14 protein-coding genes are annotated in these 18,497 nt (G+C 74.5%); 6 read left to right on the forward strand and 8 right to left on the reverse strand.

The features are described 5' to 3' along the window. Positions 1-65: 65 nt before the first annotated feature. The 3 genes from WA762_RS21630 to WA762_RS21640 all read right to left on the reverse strand — a co-directional run bounded on the left by WA762_RS21630 (position 66) and on the right by WA762_RS21640 (position 6,067). Complete coding sequence (locus tag WA762_RS21630; RefSeq protein WP_335937626.1) at positions 66-1,247, reverse strand: S8 family serine peptidase; 1,182 nt, start codon at positions 1,245-1,247, stop codon at positions 66-68. Between the two features lie 47 nt (positions 1,248-1,294). Beyond that, positions 1,295-4,603 carry a right-handed parallel beta-helix repeat-containing protein gene (locus WA762_RS21635; protein ID WP_335937627.1) on the reverse strand — a complete coding sequence of 1,103 codons (3,309 nt, stop codon included), beginning with the start codon at positions 4,601-4,603 and terminating at the stop codon, positions 1,295-1,297. A gap of 213 nt (positions 4,604-4,816) precedes the next feature. After that, positions 4,817-6,067 carry a glycoside hydrolase family 18 protein gene (locus WA762_RS21640; protein WP_335937628.1) on the reverse strand — a complete coding sequence of 417 codons (1,251 nt, stop codon included), beginning with the start codon at positions 6,065-6,067 and terminating at the stop codon, positions 4,817-4,819. Between the two features lie 368 nt (positions 6,068-6,435). Here WA762_RS21640 and WA762_RS21645 point away from each other — a divergent pair, with 368 nt between their 5' ends. Beyond that, positions 6,436-7,608: an acyl-CoA dehydrogenase family protein gene (locus tag WA762_RS21645; protein WP_335937630.1), complete on the forward strand. Its 1,173-nt coding sequence runs from the start codon at positions 6,436-6,438 to the stop codon at positions 7,606-7,608. Between the two features lie 571 nt (positions 7,609-8,179). Here WA762_RS21645 and WA762_RS21650 read toward each other — a convergent pair. Then, on the reverse strand, positions 8,180-8,578 hold the full coding sequence (locus WA762_RS21650) for a hypothetical protein (RefSeq protein ID WP_335937632.1): 399 nt from the start codon (positions 8,576-8,578) through the stop codon (positions 8,180-8,182). Between the two features lie 202 nt (positions 8,579-8,780). Between WA762_RS21650 and WA762_RS21655 the strand changes: the two genes are divergently transcribed. From WA762_RS21655 to fxsA, 4 genes are all read left to right on the forward strand, one after another. After that, positions 8,781-9,221, forward strand: coding sequence for an Lrp/AsnC family transcriptional regulator (locus WA762_RS21655; RefSeq protein WP_335937633.1), 441 nt, complete (start codon positions 8,781-8,783; stop codon positions 9,219-9,221). 181 nt (positions 9,222-9,402) lie between these two features. Beyond that, a complete protein-coding gene (locus WA762_RS21660; protein WP_335937634.1) occupies positions 9,403-11,049 on the forward strand; it encodes an amidohydrolase in 1,647 nt (548 codons plus the stop codon). Between the two features lie 539 nt (positions 11,050-11,588). Then, positions 11,589-12,356: a polyprenol monophosphomannose synthase gene (locus tag WA762_RS21665; protein ID WP_335937635.1), complete on the forward strand. Its 768-nt coding sequence runs from the start codon at positions 11,589-11,591 to the stop codon at positions 12,354-12,356. Between the two features lie 94 nt (positions 12,357-12,450). Beyond that, complete coding sequence (fxsA, locus tag WA762_RS21670) at positions 12,451-13,041, forward strand: FxsA family membrane protein (RefSeq protein WP_335937636.1); 591 nt, start codon at positions 12,451-12,453, stop codon at positions 13,039-13,041. Positions 13,042-13,213: 172 nt separating this feature from the next. Here the strand turns inward: fxsA and WA762_RS21675 are convergent, their stop codons facing one another. The 4 genes from WA762_RS21675 to yczE form a co-directional block, all read right to left on the reverse strand. After that, positions 13,214-13,588 (reverse strand): RNA polymerase-binding protein RbpA, encoded by a 375-nt coding sequence (locus WA762_RS21675; RefSeq protein ID WP_007262928.1) that lies wholly within the window; start codon positions 13,586-13,588, stop codon positions 13,214-13,216. 289 nt (positions 13,589-13,877) lie between these two features. Beyond that, positions 13,878-15,269, reverse strand: a complete 1,392-nt coding sequence (locus WA762_RS21680) for an MFS transporter (protein WP_335937638.1) — start codon at positions 15,267-15,269, stop codon at positions 13,878-13,880. A 43-nt stretch (positions 15,270-15,312) separates the two neighbouring features. Then, positions 15,313-16,077 carry a glycerophosphodiester phosphodiesterase family protein gene (locus WA762_RS21685; RefSeq protein ID WP_335937639.1) on the reverse strand — a complete coding sequence of 255 codons (765 nt, stop codon included), beginning with the start codon at positions 16,075-16,077 and terminating at the stop codon, positions 15,313-15,315. Then, on the reverse strand, positions 16,074-16,775 hold the full coding sequence (gene yczE, locus WA762_RS21690) for a membrane protein YczE (protein WP_335937640.1): 702 nt from the start codon (positions 16,773-16,775) through the stop codon (positions 16,074-16,076). Before yczE ends, WA762_RS21685 begins: the two co-directional genes overlap by 4 nt. Positions 16,776-16,877: 102 nt before the next feature. Between yczE and WA762_RS21695 the strand changes: the two genes are divergently transcribed. Continuing rightward, positions 16,878-18,377, forward strand: coding sequence for an SCO1417 family PLP biosynthesis transcription factor (locus WA762_RS21695; protein ID WP_335937641.1), 1,500 nt, complete (start codon positions 16,878-16,880; stop codon positions 18,375-18,377). Positions 18,378-18,497: the final 120 nt, after the last annotated feature.

Consider the following 18,497-nt stretch of genomic DNA (forward strand, 5'->3'; position numbering starts at 1 on the left):
GGGAACACGGGCCCGGCCCCGCCCCGGCCGGTACGCGTACACACCCGCGCCGGGCCCGCCCGGCGTCAGGCCGCGGGCGGGCCGTCCGCGCCCAGCCGGCCCGGGCGCCAGCGCCGGTCCCGGCCGCGCGGCAGCACCACCGCGAGGAACGCCACCAGCAGGATCGTGCCCGCCGCCCCCGCCGCGACCAGATACGCGGTGGCCCGGGCCCCCGCCGTGTCCGGCCGCGAGGGAAGCCGCACCGGTTCGGGCAGTGCCGCCCGGGACGGCGCCGCGGCCCGGGACACCCCCGCCACCGCGCCGTACGGGTCCAGCGCCCGCAGGTCGCCGGGATAGGCCGTCTCCAGCAGCCGGGACCGCACCTGCGCCGCCGTCAGCTCCGGGTGGTACGAGCGAACCAGCGCCGCCGCGCCCGCCGTCACCGCCGCCGCCAGCGACGAGCCCGACCCCGTCCACTTCCCGTCGCCAGCCGGACCCGGCCCGACCAGCGCGTCGCCCGGCGCCGACAGATCGGCGCGCCGGAAGCCCGGCGCGCCCTCGGCCCGGCCGCCCTGCGGACCGGTGTCAAGGACCGCCAGGGCGCCCGGCGGGGCCTCCGGCGCGGGCGGCGCCTCGGAAGTCCCCGAGGACAGACTGTCCGCCGCGGCCGGGACGACCACCAGCGCGTCCTTCCGCGCGGCCACCGCCATCGCGGCCCGCACCGCCCCGTCCGCGCCGTCCAGCGGGGCCGTCACCGTGATGACGTCCGCCCCGGCCTCGGCCGCCTGCCGGACCCCGGCGGCCAGCCGCGCCGGGTCCGGCTCGCCGCGGACGCCGGTGCCCCGTACCGCCAGCACGGCCGCCTCCGGGGCGACCCCGGCGAACCCCTGGCCCGCCGTCGCCGCTCCCGCGGCCAGACCGGCCTGGAAGGTGCCCCGGCCCACGCAGTCCCGGTCCGCGTCGCCGAGCGCCTTCACCCGTCCCGCCAGCACGGCGGGGGAGTCGCTCACCCCGGTGCCCACCACCGCCACCGTCACGCCCCGGCCCCGGGAGAGCCGCCACACCTGGTCCAGGGAGAGGGCCTGCCGCGTCCACGGCGCGTCCGGGGTGGCGCGCCCCCTGTGGGACGTGCACTTCTGATCGGCGGCCAGCCGCTCGGGCATCCCGGGCAGGGCCACCCGGGCGCCGTCCTCGGCGTGGGCCGACGGCCCCGACAGCACGGCGGCGAGGGTGGAGACGCACAGCAACAGCGTGGTACGGCGACGCATGGGACCGGTCCTCGGACGGCTCGGCGGGCGGGGTCTCGGGCGGGGATTCAGTGGTGCGGCAGATCCTCGGGCAGCAGCATCCGCAGATCGTCCAGGCTCGGCGCCGCGACCGCGCTGAGCCGCCCGGCCTGACGGGTCATCATCTGCTCCAGGGTCTGCCGGGCGAGACGGGCGTTGCCGAACGAGCGGCCCCTGGGCACCGCGTCGAAGTGCGCGCGCAGCGCGGACGCGGCCCCCGGCGCGCACTCGTAGCCGTTGTCCGCCGCGTGCTGGCGGACGATGGTGACCAGCTCGTCCGAGGAGTAGTCGGGGAACTCGACGTGCCGGGTGAAACGGGAGGCCAAGCCGGGGTTGGAGCCGAGGAAGCGGTCCATCTCGGCCGTGTACCCGGCCACGATCACCACCACCTCGTCCCGGTGGTCCTCCATCAGCTTCAGCAGCGTGTCCACCGCCTCCTGGCCGAAGTCCGAGCCACCGCCCCGCTCCGGAGTGAGAGTGTAGGCCTCGTCGATGAACAGCACCCCGCCCAGGGCCCGTTCGAAGACCTCCCGGGTCAGCTGCGCGGTGTGCCCGACCCAGCGGCCCACCAGGTCGGCGCGCGACACCTCGACCAACTGCCCGCGCGGCAGCACCTCCAGAGAGGCCAGCAGCTCGCCGTAGAGCCGGGCGACCGTGGTCTTCCCGGTGCCGGGCGGCCCGGCGAAGACCAGATGGTTGCTGATCCGCGGGGTCGGCAGCCCGGCCGCCGCCCGCCGCCGGGTGGTGGCGAGCAGATTGACCAGGTCGCCCACCTCGCGCTTGACGGCGGCCAGTCCGACCAGCCCGTCCAGCCGCAGCAGCGGGTCCTCGTCGGCGCCTGCGTCCGCGCCGCCCGCCGCCGCGGCCCCGACGTCCTCGGCCGTCAGCACCGCCAGGTCGCGTTCGTTGACGTCCGCCTGGGCGGCGAGCCGGGACGCCTGCCGGTCCACCATCTCCTCGAACACCTTGCGCGCGGTACGGCCGTTGCCGAAGCCCGCGTCGCGCGGGATCCGCTCGAAGCGGGCGCGCAGCGCGCCGCGCGCCGCCGCCTCCAGCTCGTAGTGGTGACCGGTGCACATCCGCTCGACGATGGTGACCAGTTCGTCCGAGGTGTAGTCGGTGAACTCGACCTCGCGGGTGAAACGGGAGGCCAGCCCCGGGTTGGAGGCCAGGAACCCGGTCATCTCCTTCGGGTACCCGGCCGCGACCACGACGACGTCGTCCCGGTGGTCCTCCATCAGCTTCACCAGCGTGTCGATGGCCTCGCGCCCGAAGTCGGCGCCGGAACCGCCGCCGTCCGACAGCAGGGTGTACGCCTCGTCGATGAACAGCACCCCGCCCAGCGCCTTGTTGAACGTCTCGGTGGTCTTGATGGCGGTGCCGCCGATGACCTGCGCCACCAGGTCGGCCCGCGAGACCTCCACCAGGTGGCCGGAGCGCAGCACGCCGAGCGAGGCCAGGATGGAGCCGTAGAGCCGGGCCACTGTGGTCTTGCCGGTGCCGGGCGGCCCGGCGAAGACCAGATGACGGCTCATCGGCGGGGCGGGCATGCCGAGGCTGGCCCGGCGCTGCGCCATCCGGTTCAGGTTGATCAGCGTCAGCACCTGCCGCTTGACGTCGTCCAGACCGATCAGCGACTCCAGCTCGGCCACCGGCCCGGTCCCGGTCTCCGGGGCGTCCGCCGCCGGAACCGCGCCGCCCGGCAGCCGGCCGTCGCCCGCCGCCTCCGCACCCGCAGCGGTGCCCCAGGCATCCTGCGCCCCGTTCTCCGCGCTGGTCAGCCCCTCGACGGCGAGCCGGTCGCCGGGCACCGCCTGGCGCAGCCCGCTGCCCCGGTTCTCCCGCAGCGTGCAGCCGATCAGGGACACTGGGTCGGCGCCCTCGACCCGCACCCCGTCCGCCGCGGAACCGGTCACCTCGCAGGAGTTCAGCGAGGCGCGGGCGCCCGCCGCGACCAGCACGCCGTGCTCGCCGGAACCGGTCACCCGGGCCCGTGCGGCGGTGAGTTCGCCCTCGGCGTCCACCCGGACGCCCGAGGCGGCGGAGTCCTCCACCGAGGTGTCGCGCAGGGTGAGCGTGCCGAGCGCGCCGACGTGGACGCCCGCCGCCGACGCGGCGCGCAGCCGCCCGCCGCCGACGTACAGATTGCCGTGCCCCGACACATGGACCGCCGAGCCGGACGCCTCCTCGACGACGCAGTCCTCCAGCCGGCCCCGGCCGTCCTTGGCGACCTCCACGCCGTGCGAGCCGGACCGGGTGACCGTGGCCCGCCGCACCAGCGGGTTGGCGCCGCCGCGGATCACGATCCCGCTCGCCGCGCAGTCCGCCACCTCCAGCCGGTCGATCTCGGCCGCCGAGTCCTCGTCGAGCAGCAGCCCGGCGCCCTCCGCGTCCCGCACCACGACGCCGGTCAGCACCGGGGAGGAGAAGCCGCAGACCCGCACCGCGGGCTCCTCGGCGGCGGCGAACGCGCAGTCCTTCACCGTGCCGCGGCTGCGCTCGGTGACCAGCAGCCCGTGCCCGGCCGTGCGTTCGCTGCGGCAGCCGCTCAGCGTGGGGGAGGCGCCCGAGCCCACCACGAACCCGTGCCCCGTGGTGTCCTGGACCGTGACGTCCTCCAGCACGGCCGGCCCGGTGCTGTTCACGAACACACCGACGACGGACTCGCGGACCGTCCCGCGCACGACCTTGACCGAGCTGTCCTCCTCGGCGGCGATGCCGGGCTTGTCCGCCGCGGATATCTCGCAGTCCTCGACGAGCACCTGGGCCTGGCCGTTGGCGAGCACGCCGTTGCCCCGGGCGTCGCGCAGCCGGCTCGCCCGCACCGAGATCCGGCCGCGCTCCCCGGCGACCACCGCGGACGTCCCCAGGTGCTCGACGACGCAGTCCTCCAGGAAGCTCTCGGTGCCGGACGTGGCGACGACGCCCGCGCCCGCCGGATTGCTGACCCGGCACTGACGCAGCGCCAGCGAACCGCCGCCGCGCGCGAACAGCGCCGCCCACGCCGAGCCGTGCACATCGCAGCGGTCCAGGGCGAGCTGGCCGCGCGGCACGTCCACGACCGGCAGCTCGTCGTCGTGGCCGCGCAGCACCAGGTCGCTGACCATCACGGCGTCCCCGGTGAGCGTCAGCGCCGAGCCGCGCCGGGGCGCCAGCTCCACCGTCCCGCGCCCCTCGGCGGCGGTCAGGGTGATGGCGGCCGACACGGTCACGCTCTCCTCGTACCGCCCCGGGGCGATGCTGACGACCGCTCCGGTACGGGCCTGCGCGACGGCCTGGGCGATGGTGCGGCAGTCGCCCGTCCCGTCCGCTGCGACGGTGAGCACCTGGCGTGACACGTTCTTACCTCCCGGACCCCGCTTCCCGGGGCGGGACGGGGCGCGCGGCATGTTGGGGCGTGTGGAACTGATGTGCTCATCATGCCTGTTGGCGCAGGTGGACCGCCACAGTGGTCCGCCGTCGCGCCCCGGTCGTTGCGCACCGCGCGGCCGGGGGGTGGGGTCACCCGGCCGCGCGGCCCTGGTCCGGTCCGCCGCGGGACCGGACGTTCCTCAGCCGATCGCCTTGATCAGCTCTCCGTCGGCGGTGTCGCCGCTCAGCTCCCAGAAGAACGTGCCGCCGAGGCCCTCCCGGTTCTTGTAGTCCATCTTCCCGGCGAGGGTCTCCGGGGTGTCGTAGCTCCACCAGTTGGAGCCGCAGCGCGCGTACGCGGTGCCGGCGACGGTGCCGGTGGCGGGGCAGCTGTTCCTGAGGACCTTGTAGTCCTCGATGCCGGCCTCGTAGGTGCCGGGGGCGGCGCCGGTGGCGGTGCCGCCGGGCGCGTCCTGGGTGACGCCGGTCCAGCCGCGGCCGTAGAAGCCGACGCCGAGCAGCAGCTTGGAGGCGGGGACGCCCTGCGCCTTCAGCTTCTCGATGGCGGCCTCGCTGTTGAAGCCGTCCCGCGGGATGCCCTCGTAGGAGGTCAGCGGGGAGTGCGGGGCGGTCGGGCCCTGCGCGTCCCAGGCGCCGAAGAAGTCGTACGTCATCGGGTTGTACCAGTCGACGTACTTCGCCGCGGCGCCGTAGTCCACCGCGTCCAGCTTGCCGCCGTCGGAGGCGTCGGCGGAGATCGCGGCGGTGACCAGGTTGTCCGCGCCGAACTTGGAGCGCACCGCGGCCAGCAGCCCGCCGAAGGCGTCGCGTCCGCTGGTGTCGCAGGTCAGGCCGCAGGCGTTGGGGTACTCCCAGTCGATGTCGATGCCGTCGAAGACATCGGCCCAGCGGGGGTCCTTCACCAGGTTGTAGCAGGACTCGGCGAACGCGGCCGGGTTCTTCGCGGCCTCGCCGAAGCCGCCGGACCAGGTCCAGCCGCCGAACGACCACAGCACCTTGAGGTTCGGGTGCAGCTTCTTGAGCTTGCGCAGCTGGTTGAAGCTGCCGCGCAGATCCTGGTCCCAGGTGTCCGCGACGCCGTCGACGGACTTGTCCGCGGTGTACGCCATGTCGTAGTCGGCGTACTCGTCGCCGATCGCGCACCTGCCGCCGGTGACGTTGCCGAACGCGTAGTTGATGTGGGTGAGTTCGTCGGCCGAGCCCGAGGTCTCGATGTTCTTCACGTGGTAATCGCGCTGGTAGACGCCCCAGTCGGTGAAGTAGCCGACCACCTTGTCACCGGCCGCCGTGGGGGAGGCGGCCGGTGCGGCGGGGGTCGCGCCGGCCGGGGCGGTGCCGGCCACGCCCAGCAGGGCGGCGCCGAGGGCCGTCGTACAGGCGGCCGCGGCGAACGCCCGGGCGCGGGTACGGGCGCGGTGCTGTCCGGACATCTTGTCTCCTCGTGGGGGAGGGAACGGTGGGGGGAGCGATCCCGGCCATGCCGTGCACTTGGCATGAACGCGGAAATGCCGGTTCGGGTGAAACCGTAGATGGACTAGACCAGTTGGGTCAATGGTTCGGACCAATTCCCGGTGATCGTTCCGGCCTCCGCCGAGTCGCCCGGCGACCCCGTGACGGATATCGTCCGATCGGGCATACTCAAGCCGCCACAGCCGCTGGCCAGCAGCTCTCGTAATCCGGGGGACCGGCGCAGGCTGGGCGGCAGTGCTCCTTCGGGCGCTGTCCGAAAGCCCCGGCGGCGCCGCCCACACCCCGCGCGCGCGGCCGACGCAACGCCCGACAGGGAGGAGAGCGCACCATGTCCGACCGTGCCCCGCACTCGGTGGAACGCCGTCTGCCGACCGAGGAAGCCGGGCAACTGCTCGCGCTCGTCCGTGACATCGCCCAGCGGGAGATCGCCCCCCGGGCGGCCGAGGAGGAGGAAGCGGGCCGTTTCCCACGCGAGGTCTTCGCCCTGCTCTCCGACTCGGGACTGCTCGGGCTGCCCTACGACTCCGCCCACGGCGGCGGCGACCAGCCGTACGAGGTCTACCTCCAGGTCCTGGAGGAGCTCGCCGCCGCCCGGCTCACCGTCGGCCTCGGCGTCAGCGTCCACACCCTCGCCTGTCACGCGCTCGCCGGATACGGCACCGCGGAGCAGCGCGACGCACACCTCCCGGCGATGCTGGGCGGGGGCCTGCTCGGCGCCTACTGCCTCTCCGAGCCCGCCGCCGGATCCGACGCCGCCTCGCTGCGCACCAAGGCCGTGCGGGACGGCGAGGAATGGGTCGTCACCGGCACCAAGGCCTGGATCACCCACGGCGGCATCGCGGACTTCTACACGGTCCTGGCGCGCACCGGCGGCGAGGGCCCCCGCGGCATCACCGCCTTCCTGGTCCCCGGCGACGCCGAGGGCCTGAACGCGGCCGCCCCCGAGAAGAAGATGGGTATGAAGGGCTCGCCCACCGCCCAGCTGAACTTCGACGGCGTACGGGTCCCCGACGCCCGCCGCATCGGCGACGAGGGCCAGGGCTTCGCGATCGCCCTGTCCGCGCTGGACTCCGGACGCCTGGGCATCGCGGCCTGCGCGATCGGGGTCGCCCAGGCGGCCCTGACCGAGGCCCTCTCCTACGCCACCGGCCGGCAGCAGTTCGGCCGCCCCATCGCCGACTTCCAGGGCCTGCGCTTCATGCTCGCCGACATGGCCACCCGGATCGAGGCGGGCCGGGCGCTGTACCTGGAGGCGGCCCGGCTGCGCGACGAGGGCAAGGCGTTCTCACGGCAGGCGGCCATGGCCAAGCTGTTCTGCACGGACACGGCCATGCAGGTCACCGTCGACGCCGTCCAGGTCCTCGGCGGCTACGGCTACACCGCCGACTTCCCGGTCGAGCGGCTGATGCGGGAGGCCAAGGTGCTGCAGATCGTCGAGGGCACCAACCAGATCCAGCGCATGGTCATCGCCCGCCACCTCGCGGGTCCCGAGAGCCGCTGACCCACGGCGGCCGCCGCGACCACACGGGCGTCGCCACGATCCGGTTCCACTCCTGGTCGTGGCGGCCCGGCACGGTCCGCCCGGTGTTCTCCCAATGGCGCAGCAGCGCCCGGAAGATGGGCGGATCGGCGGAGTGCGGCGGCGTCCTGGGCGGCGGCTGCGCACCCGGCTGCGGAACCGATTCTTCGGAGGGCGGGGCGGTGGGGAGACGACCGGCACGGGCCGTCGGATGCGGCGGGGTCATACCGGGCCAACGGCGGGCGGCGGGCCCGGGTCACTGCCCGGCCGATTCGAGAGCCCGTTCGGCGGGTTCCCGGGCACCGGTCCTCCGGCCGGCTCCGCGCGCGGCGCCGCCACCGGGGTCCGGCGGGGCGCTTCCGGCCGTACGCCGCGCGGCCGCGGCCGTTCCGGGCCGTCCGGGCGCGGCGGCCCGCTGCGAGCCGTCCGCGGTGTCCGGCGCGTGGGGCGGCCCCGTGTCGCGCGCCGCGCACGCCCCCCGACGTACGTGACCCCCGGCGGACGGGCCCGGACGGTGGCCGGGCCCCCGTGCGACCGGGGGCGGAAGCGTGTCTCAGGCGGCCTCGCGGCGCATCCGCGGCGCCCGCAGCGGACGCGAGCCGGGACCGCCGGCGTGCGAGAACGGCTGCATCCGCCAGTCCAGCCCCTGGGGAAGCGTCAGCAGCAGGCCGGTCTCCTGCTCCTGGAGGTCGGGCGACTCGTCGGCGGGCAGCGTCCGGGACACCGACCGGCCCGTGCCGGAGCAGACCTTCAGGACGAACGGGTTCCACGGCGTCGGGCACAGCGCGTGCTCCGGGAGCACGTCCTCGTCCGCCAGCAGCGCGATCGGCCGGGTGCAGTCGGGGCAGATCACCCGGTACATCTCGCACATGTCGTACGCGTCGGGTGTGTCGTCCTCGACCGGATCGACGGATTCCGGCTCGGGACGTTCGGTGAGCTTCAGGCTCTGCATGGGAATTTCCCCCCTCGGGTGGGCCGGTCCGGCGCCACGGCCTGGACCTCAGCAAGCACTTCCCGTCGGGCGTCGGCCGTAACCGCGGGGTGACCGCCTACCGCGTCGTAAGCATGTGGCGTTCGTCACATGCCTGCCGCAGATGCCTCCGAGGGGCCCTCCCCGCTGTTCCTGGAGACGCCCGGGCAATAGGTTGATCCGCATGGAGGAGCTGGACCGACAGATCGTTGAGTTGCTCGTCAAGGACGGGCGGATGAGCTACACCGACCTGGGCAAGGCCACGGGCCTGTCCACCTCGGCCGTTCATCAGCGCGTCCGCAGGCTGGAGCAGCGCGGGGTGATCCGGGGCTACGCGGCCGTCGTCGACCCGGAGGCCGTCGGCCTGCCGATCACCGCGTTCATCTCGGTGAAACCCTTCGACCCCAGCGCGCCGGACGACATCGCGGACCGGCTCGCGGACGTCCCCGAGCTGGAGGCGTGCCACAGCGTCGCGGGCGACGAGAACTACATCCTCAAGGTGCGGGTCGCCTCCCCGCTGGAGCTGGAGCACCTGCTCACCCGGATCCGCTCGCTGGCCGGCGTCTCCACCCGGACCACCGTGGTCCTGTCCACGCCGTACGAGGCCCGGCCCCCGAAGGTCTGAGGAACCGGGGGTCCGAGGAACCGGGGGGCCGAGGAACCGGGGGGCCGAGGAACCGGGGGAGAGGCCCGCCGGCCCCGAAGGACCGGGGGACCCGGGAGGGCCGGCGGATCCGGAGGGGAGGCGAGGCGAGGCCGAGGGGGGCGCGGACGGCACGGCTCCGGGCAGGCGGGAGACTGGTCCCATGACCGAGAGCACCGCCCCCCAGAGCGAACACCGCACCGTGCTGCTGCGCGGTGGAGACGTCCACAGCCCCGCCGACCCCTTCGCCACCGCCATGGTCGTGGAACGCGGCCATGTCGCCTGGGTGGGCTCCGAGGGGGCCGCCGACGCCTTCGCGAGCGGCGTCGACGAGGTGATCGACCTCGAAGGCGCCCTGGTCACCCCGGCGTTCACCGACGCCCATGTGCACACCACGTCGACCGGCCTGGCGCTCACCGGCCTCGACCTCTCCGCCGCCCGGACCCTCGGCGAGGCCCTCGGGCTGCTGCGCGCGCACGTGGCCGCGCACCCGGCCGACCGGGTCGTCCTCGGCCACGGCTGGGACGCCGCCCGCTGGCCGGAGGGCCGGCCCCCGTCGCGCGCCGAGCTCGACGAGGCGGCCGGCGGCCGGCCGACCTACCTGCCCCGCGTCGACGTGCACTCCGCGGTCGTCACCACCGCCCTGCTCGACCTGGTCCCCGGCGTCACCGCGCTGGCCGGTCACCACCCCGACGGCCCGCTGACCGACGCCGCCCACCACGCGGTGCGCGCCGCGGCCCACGGCGCCGTCTCCCCGCGCCAGCGCGCCGACGCCCAGCGGGCCGCGCTGCGCCGCGCCGCGTCCCTGGGCATCGGCTCCGTCCACGAGTGCGGCGGCCCGGACATCTCCGACGAGGAGGACTTCACCGGGCTGCTGAAGCTCGCCGCCGAGGAGCCCGGACCGCGGGTCCTCGGCTACTGGGCGGAGCGGGTCGCCGACGAGAAGGACGCCCGCCGGGTCCGCGAACTGGGCGCGATCGGCGCCGCCGGGGACCTCTTCGCCGACGGCTCGCTCGGCTCGCACACCGCCTGTCTCCACGAGCCGTACGCCGACGGCCCGGCCGGGCACACCGGCACCGCCCATCTCGACGCGGCGGCCGTCGCCGCCCATGTCGCCGCCTGCACCGAGGCCGGGCTCCAGGCCGGGTTCCACGCCATCGGCGACGCGGCGGTCTCCGCCGTGGTGGAGGGCGTCCGGGCCGCCTCCGAGAAGCTCGGCCTTGCCCGGATCCGGGCCGCCCGGCACCGGGTCGAGCACGCCGAGATGCTCACCCCCGAGACCGTCGCCGCCTTCGCGGAACTGGGGCTGACCGCCTCGGTGCAGCCCGCCTTCGACGCCGCCTGGGGCGGGGAGGACGGCATGTACGCGCGGCGGCTGGGCGTCGAACGGGCCAGGACCCTCAACCCGTACGCGGCGCTCCTGCGGGCCGGTGTGCCCCTGGCGTTCGGCTCGGACAGCCCGGTGACCCCGCTGGACCCGTGGGGGACCGTGCGGGCCGCCGCGTTCCACCGCACGCCCGAGCACCGGATCTCCGTGCGCGCGGGCTTCACCGCGCACACCCGGGGCGGCTGGCGGGCCGTCGGCCGCGACGACGCGGGCACGCTGGTGCCCGGCGCCCCGGCCGACTACGCGGTCTGGCGCACCGGCGGCCTGCTGGTCCAGGCACCGGACGACCGGGTCGCCCGCTGGTCGACCGACCCCAGGTCGGGCACCCCCGGCCTGCCCGATCTCACCCCGGGCGCCGACCTCCCGGTCTGTCTGCGGACCGTGGTCTTCGGACAAACTGTCTACGTACGGCCGAACGAGTGACGTGCGGACATTTCGCACCGTCGATCGAGGGTTCTCCCGTTCCGTCACGACCTGCGGATCTTTGCTACTGACCAGGAAAGTTCTCTGAATGTCGCAGGTCAGGTGGGTATTGACAGAACGCGCCCACCGGCCGGTAGGTTCGGCCGGGTCCACCACAGGACGCCCGACCGGTCGAACCTCCACGCAGTCGTCGAACGCCGCTGGGTCACGGGGTGGCGTGCCGCACCGGCGCACCACCACTGACAGCCAGGTTCAGCGCCCGCGCCTCGGTGGCGAGGGAGGACATCGGCCGGACGGGGGTGCGACCCGGTGGGGCCCGGACGTCCAGTAGACAACGGCTCTCGGTCGACCCGCAGCCAGCGGGTCCCAGGCCGGCCCGAAGGGCGCCGGGCCCCCACCGTAGATCCCCCTCGCGCGGTTCTGTCCGCACTTCCCTCCTTCTGTCCGCGGTGCCGCGCGCGTGTGCCCGACCGCGTCGGCGTACGGCCCCCGCGCGCTGGATATGGTGTGCTCCTGCGTTGCGACTGAAGGGGCAGTAAGTGAACGACGGCGGTCAGAGGCGATATGGCCCGCTCGGCAGAACCTTGGTGATCATCCCGACCTACAACGAGGCCGGGAACATCGGGCCGATCGTCAGCCGGGTGCGCGCCGCCGTGCCGGAGGCCGACATCCTGGTCGCCGACGACAACAGCCCCGACGGCACCGGCAAGGTCGCCGACGAGATCGCCGCGGGCGACGAGCAGGTCCGGGTGCTGCACCGCGAGGGCAAGGAGGGCCTGGGCGCCGCCTACCTCGCGGGCTTCCACTGGGGCATCGAGCGCGGCTACGGCGTCCTGGTGGAGATGGACGCCGACGGCTCCCACCAGCCCGAGGAACTGCCCCGGCTACTCACCGCGCTCAAGGGCGCCGACCTGGTGCTCGGCTCCCGCTGGGTGCCGGGCGGCCGGGTCGTCAACTGGCCGAAGTCCCGGGAGATGATCTCGCGCGGCGGAAGCACCTACTCCCGGCTGCTGCTGGGGCTGCGGACCCGGGACGTCACGGGCGGCTACCGGGCCTTCCGCGCCGAGACCCTCCAGGGCATCGGCCTCGACCAGGTCGCCTCCCAGGGGTACTGCTTCCAGGTCGACCTGGCCCGCCGCGCCGTCGAGGCGGGGTACCACGTCGTCGAGGTCCCGATCACCTTCGTGGACCGCGAGATCGGCGACTCGAAGATGAGCCGCGACATCCTGGTCGAGGCCCTCTGGCGGGTCACCTCCTGGGGGGTCGCCTCCCGTACGAACCGGGTCCTCGGCCGCAGGGCCGACTGATCCCCCGCGGCGGCGCGGCGCGGACCGCCGCCCGCGCCACGATCACCCCACCCCCCTACGCCGCCGGGACGCGCGTACGGGCACACTGGGGACCATGACGACCGGAACACCGCCTCCGACCGCCCCACCGCGTTCCCGCACCCGCACCTTCGTCCCGCTCGCCGTCGCCGCCTGGGCGGTGCTGGAGATCTGGCTGCTCACCGTCGTGGCCGACGCGGCCGGCGGGCTCGCCGTGCTGCTGCTCCTGGTGGCGGGGATCGTCCTCGGCTCGGCCGTGGTCAAGCGGGCGGGCCGCCGGGCCTTCCGCAATCTCGCCGAGACGCTTCAGCGGATGCCCGGGCAGCCCGGCGCCGACGCCGCCGAGCCGGCCGCCCCCACCGGCGGCGGCAACGGCTTCCTGATGCTCGGCGGACTGCTGCTGATCATCCCGGGTCCGGTCTCCGACGCGGCGGGGCTCCTGCTGCTGATCCCGCGGGTGCGGTCCGCGCTGGGCCGGTACGCGGAGCGGTCGCTGGACCGCCGGATGCGCGCCGCGTCGCCGGGAAGCCTCTCCGACGCCTTTCAGCAGGCCCGCATTCACCGGCCGGACGGGAAGATCGTGCAGGGTGAGGTCATCCGCCACGAGGACGAGCGGCAGCGGGACGCCCGTCCCGACGACGGCCCCCGGCCGCCGCTGACCCCCTGATCCGATCACGGCGGGCCCGCCCGCCCCGCAAGGTCCGCCCCGCGGGGGCGCGGCCCGGGCGGCGGGGCGGACCCGCCGTGGCACGACGGAGCCGCGGGCCGTGCACACACTCGGTGTGCCACGGCCCGCGGCTCCGTCATGCCAGGTCACCCGCCGCGCCGGGATGGTGCGGTCAGGCGGACTTCCTGCTGTCCCGCGGGTGCACGGCGATGTTCATGGCTCCGGAGCGCAGCACCGCCAGCCTCTCGGCCAGGACCTCTTCCAGCTCCTCACGGGTGCGCCGCTCCATGAGCATGTCCCAGTGCGTGCGCGCGGGCTTGCCCTTCTTCTCCTCGGGGCCGTCGCCGTCCACCAGGAGTGCCATGGCGCCGCACGCCTTGCACTCCCACTCCGGCGGAATCTCCGCCTCCACCGAGAACGGCATCTCGAATCGATGTCCGTTCTGGCATGCGTACTCCACCGCCTGGCGCGGGGCCAGATCGATGCCACGGTCCGTCTCGTAGCTGGTAACCACGAGCCGCGTGCCGCGGAGAGCTCGCTCACTCATGAATCGTGCCTCCCGGGCTTGTCGCCCACAGGACAGGTGTCGCTGTCGTCGTCATCCGGTCAACGTCCGGTCGGCGGCAAAGATTCCCGTTGCCGGTCATGCGTCGCCCGTCGTGCCGCTGCTTCTTCAGGGTTGAGGTACCCGCCAACGCCCGGTTTGTCACATCTGGCGGAAGTTGTCACCCAACGGTTCTGCTTCTTCCACTCGCAGTAACGGTCCTCCGGGCAGGCCAAAGGCGTACACTACCGGCCTTTCACTTCAACGTCTAAATCCGTTCCGGATCACTTGGCTAGATCCGTTCCGGAACAGGGTTCCCCGCGGCCGCCACGGCCCGGCGAACCGGCACCCTCGCGAGCAGCACGGAACCGATCACGAAGAAGACGACCAACGAGATGATCGCATCCCGGTAGCTTCCGGTCAGCTGATATGCGATGCCGAACACCAGCGGGCCCAGCCAGCTCAGTCCGCGGTCGCTCATCTCGTACGCGGAGAAGTACTCGGCCTCCTTGCCGCGCGGCACCAGATGCGAGAAGAGCGACCGCGACAGCGCCTGGCTGCCGCCGAGCACCATGCCGATCGCCGAGGCCAGCGCGTAGAAGAACAGCGGGGCGTCGGGCGGCAGCACGTAGCCGGCGAGAAGGATCAGCGTCCACACCACGAGCGAGCCGAGGATCGTGCGCTTCGCGCCGTACCGCCGGGCCAGCCGGCCCATCCACAGCGCCCCCGCCACCGCGAGCACCTGGACCAGCAGCACGGCTGTGATCAGCGTCGTCTGGTCGAGGCCCAGCTCCTCGGAGCCGTACACCGACGCCTGGGAGATCACCGTCTGCACGCCGTCGTTGTAGACCAGGTACGCCAGCAGGAAGGAGAGCGTCAGCGGATGCCGGCGCATGTCCCGCAGGGTGGCCGCCAGCTGCCGCCACCCCGAGCCGACCGCGCCCCCGCCCGCGCCGCCGCCCGGCGGCACCCGACGGTCGCGCAGCCGCCGCAGCGGCACCAGGGTGAAGACGCCCCACCAGACGCCGGCGGACGCGAGACAGATCCGGACCGCGTCCGCCTCGGACAGCCCGAAGGACGCGTGGCCTGTGTACAGCACCAGGTCGAGGACGAGGACGAGCGCCCCGGAGGTGTAGCCGAACGCCCAGCCGCGCGAGGAGACCGTGTCGCGTTCCTCCGGTCCGGCGATCTGCGGCAGATAGGCGTTGTAGAGCACCATCGACACCGAGAACGACGCGTTCGCCACGATCAGCAGCGCCGCGCCCAGCAGATAGCGGTGGCCGTCCAGGAAGAACATGCCGGTGGTGGCGGCGGCCCCCACGTAGGCGGTGGCCGCGAGCAGCGGCTTCTTGCGCCCGCTGCGGTCCGCCGCGGCTCCCGCCAACGGCATCACGATCACCGCGACCACGACGGAGACCGAGACCGCGTAGGCGAAGAGCGAGCCGGCGCGCACCGGCAGGCCGAGCGGGTGCACGAAACCGTCGGCGTCGGCCGCCGCTTTGGCGACCGACGTCAGATACGGGCCGAGGAACACCGTCAGCACGCTCGTCGAATAGACGGAGCAGGCGAAGTCGTAGAAGTACCAGCCGTGTTGCTCCCGTCTCCGGTCCGCGGCGTCCGCCGCGCCGGGCGGGTGCTCCGCCGGCCCCGCGGTGTCCGTGCTCCCGGCGGCCCCGGTGCTCAATCCGCTCCCCCTCGTCTCTCCCCGTGAGTCGTCGCCCGCCATGTCAGGCCCAGTCCCCGCGCCCGCTCAGCACCGTGCGCAACGTCTCGATGTGATCGGTCATGATGCCATCCACGCCGAGGTCGAGGAGCGCGGCCATGCGCTCGGGATCGTTGACCGTCCACACGTGCACCTGGAGCCCGCGGGCGTGCGCCGCGCGCACGAAGCGCCGGTCGACCACCCGGATCCCGTTCTGGCTCTCCGGCACCTGCGCGCACACCGCGCCGGACCGCAGCGCCGCCGGGAGGCCGTACGAGCGCAGCCGCAGGCCCAGCACCCCGCGCACCCCGTAGGAGGTGGCCAGCCGGGGACCGGCGAGCCGGTGGGCCCTGGCCACCCGCGCCTCCGAGAACGAGCCGACGCACACCCGGTCCCAGGCGTTCGTCCGGCGGATCAGCTCGACCAGCGGGGCCAGCGCCGGCGCGGCCTTGATGTCGACGTTCCAACGGGCCTCCGGGAAGCTCTCCAGGAGCTCCTCGAACAGCGGCAGCGGCTCGCGCCCCGCCACCCGGGCCCGCCGCACCTCGCTCCACGGCAGCCCGGCTATCCGGCCCCGGCTGTCCGTGACCCGGTCCAGGGTCGCGTCGTGGAAGGCCACCAGCCGGCCGTCCGCCGTGGCGTGCACATCGGTCTCGAAGTAGCGGTAGCCGGCGTCGGCGGCCCGGCGGAACGCGGCCGCGGTGTTCTCGATCCCGTCGGCGGCGCCGCCCCGGTGGGCGAAGGGGATCGTCGCGGGATGGTCCAGATAGGGATGGCGTAGGGAGGTCACCGCGGCAGTATGGCCTGCCCCGGTGTCCCGCCGGTGACCGCGGCGCCGCCGTGCGGCCCGGACGCGACGTCCGGCCCGCCCCCGCGCGGCTCCCCGCCGGCCGTGAAGAGGCGCAGGAACAACTGGGCGAGCGGGCCGATGGCCAGGGCGTAGACGACCGTGCCGACGCCGAGGGAGCCGCCGAGCGCGAAGCCGGTCGCCACCACCGAGACCTCGATCAGGGTGCGGACCAGCCGGATCGAGCGGCCGGTGCGCCGGTGCAGTCCGGTCATGAGCCCGTCGCGCGGCCCCGGGCCGAACCGCGCGGCTATGTACAGCCCCGTCGCGACGCCGTTGAGCACCACTCCCGCGCCCATCAGGGCGGTCCGCGCCGCGAGCCCGTGCGCGTCCGGGACCAGCGCCAGCGTCCCGTCCATGGCGAGGCCGACGGCGAAGACGTTGGAGACGGTGCCGAGCCCGGGGCGCTGCCTGATCGGTATCCACAGCAGCAGGACGGCGGCCCCGACGACGATCGACACGACCCCGATGGTCAGCCCGGTCCGCTCCGCGAGGCCCTGGTGCAGCACGCCCCAGGGTTCGAGGCCGAGACCGGAGCGGACCAGCAGCGCCGAACTCGCCCCGTACAGCGCGAGGCCGACGTACAGCTGGGTCAGCCTTCGGGCGAGGCGTGTCCCGTGAGGGACAGGGGTGATGGACACGGTTTGCCCCCTGGAGTGGTGGGAGTGGACTGCCGCGTGTCACTCTGTGGCAGGGATTCGGCTCTCAACTATGGCCAATCCGAGGAAGGTGGACTGATTTCCATGGCGCAATGGACTTCGGCGGTTGGTGCGGCACAGCTCGCCCGGCAGCTCCGGGCCCAGCGGACCCGTCCCGCCGTGCCGGGCGCGCGCAAGCCGCCCGCCTACCGCGCGCTGGCCGACGGGGTGCGGCTGCTCGTCCTGGAGGGCCGGGTGCCGGTGGCCGCCCGGCTCCCCGCCGAACGCGAACTGGCGCTCGCCCTGTCCGTCAGCCGTACCACCGTGGCCGCCGCGTACGAGGCGCTGCGGGCCGAGGGGTTCCTGGAGTCCCGCCGCGGGGCCGGCAGCTGGACCGCCGTGCCGGCCGGGAACCCGCTGCCCGCCCGGGGCCTGGAACCGCTGCCCCCGGAGTCGCTCGGCTCCATGATCGACCTGGGCTGCGCCTCGCTGCCCGCCCCCGAGCCCTGGCTGACCCGGGCGGTCCAGGGCGCCCTGGAGGAGCTCCCGCCCTACGCCCACACCCACGGCGACTACCCGGCGGGCCTGCCCGCGCTGCGGCAGATGATCGCGGACCGCTACACCGCCCTGGGCGTCCCGACCATGCCCGAGCAGATCATGGTCACCACCGGGGCGATGGGCGCGATCGACGCCATCTGCCACCTCTTCGCCGGGCGCGGGGAGCGGATCGCGGTGGAGTCCCCGAGCTACGCCAACATCCTCCAGCTCATGCGGGAGACGGGGGCCCGGCTGGTGCCGGTGGCGATGGAGGAGGGGCTCGGCGGCTGGGACATGAACCGCTGGCGGCAGGTGCTGCGGGAGGCCGCGCCGCGGCTCGCCTACGTGGTCGCGGACTTCCACAACCCCACCGGCGCGCTGGCCGGCGAGGACCGGCGGCGCGCCCTGGTGGACGCGGCGCGCTCCGCCGGCACCGTCCTGGTCGTCGACGAGACCATGAACGAGCTGCACTTCGACCCGGAGGCCCGGATGCCGCGCCGGGTCTGCGCCTTCGACCCGGCGGGCTCCACCGTGGTGACCGTCGGGTCCGCGAGCAAGGCGTTCTGGGCGGGCCTGCGGATCGGCTGGGTGCGGGCCGCGCCGGACGTGATCCGCAGCCTGGTGGCCGCCCGCGCCTACGCGGACATGGGGACGCCCGTCCTGGAGCAGCTGGCCCTCAACTGGCTCATGCGCACCGGGGGTTGGGAGCAGGCGGTGCGGCTGCGGCGCGAACAGGCCCGGGAGAACCGGGACGCGCTGGTCGCGGCGGTCCGCCGGGAGCTGCCGGACTGGGAGTTCTCGGTGCCGGACGGCGGCCTGACCCTGTGGGTGCGCACCGGCGGGCTCTCCGGCTCCCGGCTGGCGGTGGCGGGGGAGCGGGTGGGCGTGCGAGTGCCGTCCGGGCCCCGGTTCGGGGTCGACGGCGCCTTCGAGGGGTATGTGCGGCTGCCGTTCACCGTGGCGGGGCCGGTCGCGGACGAGGCGGCGGTGCGGCTCGCGGCGGCGGCGCGGCTGGTGGGTTCCGGAGCGGGCGCGGAGACCGAGGCGCCCAGGACCTTCGTGGCCTGAGCACGTCCCTCGCCGGGCGGACGGCACGGGCCGCGCGTACGGCACGGGCGGCGCGGAGGTGCGGACGCGGGGGAGGCGTGCGGCGGGGCCCCGGTCCCTCGCTGCCCCGCGCGCCCCGGG

Origin of the sequence: Streptomyces tyrfis (genome assembly GCF_037034285.1) — a bacterium.
Lineage (GTDB): Bacteria > Actinomycetota > Actinomycetes > Streptomycetales > Streptomycetaceae > Streptomyces.

Bases quoted from the DNA above. Each gene is read 5' to 3' on its own strand.
- WA762_RS21630 (WP_335937626.1), bottom strand. From the start codon at position 1,247: ATGCGTCGCCGTACCACGCTGTTGCTGTGCGTCTCCACCCTCGCCGCC.
- WA762_RS21640 (WP_335937628.1), bottom strand. From the start codon at position 6,067: ATGTCCGGACAGCACCGCGCCCGTACCCGCGCCCGGGCGTTCGCCGCG.
- WA762_RS21645 (WP_335937630.1), top strand. From the start codon at position 6,436: ATGTCCGACCGTGCCCCGCACTCGGTGGAACGCCGTCTGCCGACCGAG.
- WA762_RS21650 (WP_335937632.1), bottom strand. From the start codon at position 8,578: ATGCAGAGCCTGAAGCTCACCGAACGTCCCGAGCCGGAATCCGTCGAT.
- WA762_RS21655 (WP_335937633.1), top strand. From the start codon at position 8,781: ATGGAGGAGCTGGACCGACAGATCGTTGAGTTGCTCGTCAAGGACGGG.
- WA762_RS21660 (WP_335937634.1), top strand. From the start codon at position 9,403: ATGACCGAGAGCACCGCCCCCCAGAGCGAACACCGCACCGTGCTGCTG.
- fxsA (WP_335937636.1), top strand. From the start codon at position 12,451: ATGACGACCGGAACACCGCCTCCGACCGCCCCACCGCGTTCCCGCACC.
- WA762_RS21675 (WP_007262928.1), bottom strand. From the start codon at position 13,588: ATGAGTGAGCGAGCTCTCCGCGGCACGCGGCTCGTGGTTACCAGCTAC.
- WA762_RS21695 (WP_335937641.1), top strand. From the start codon at position 16,878: ATGGCGCAATGGACTTCGGCGGTTGGTGCGGCACAGCTCGCCCGGCAG.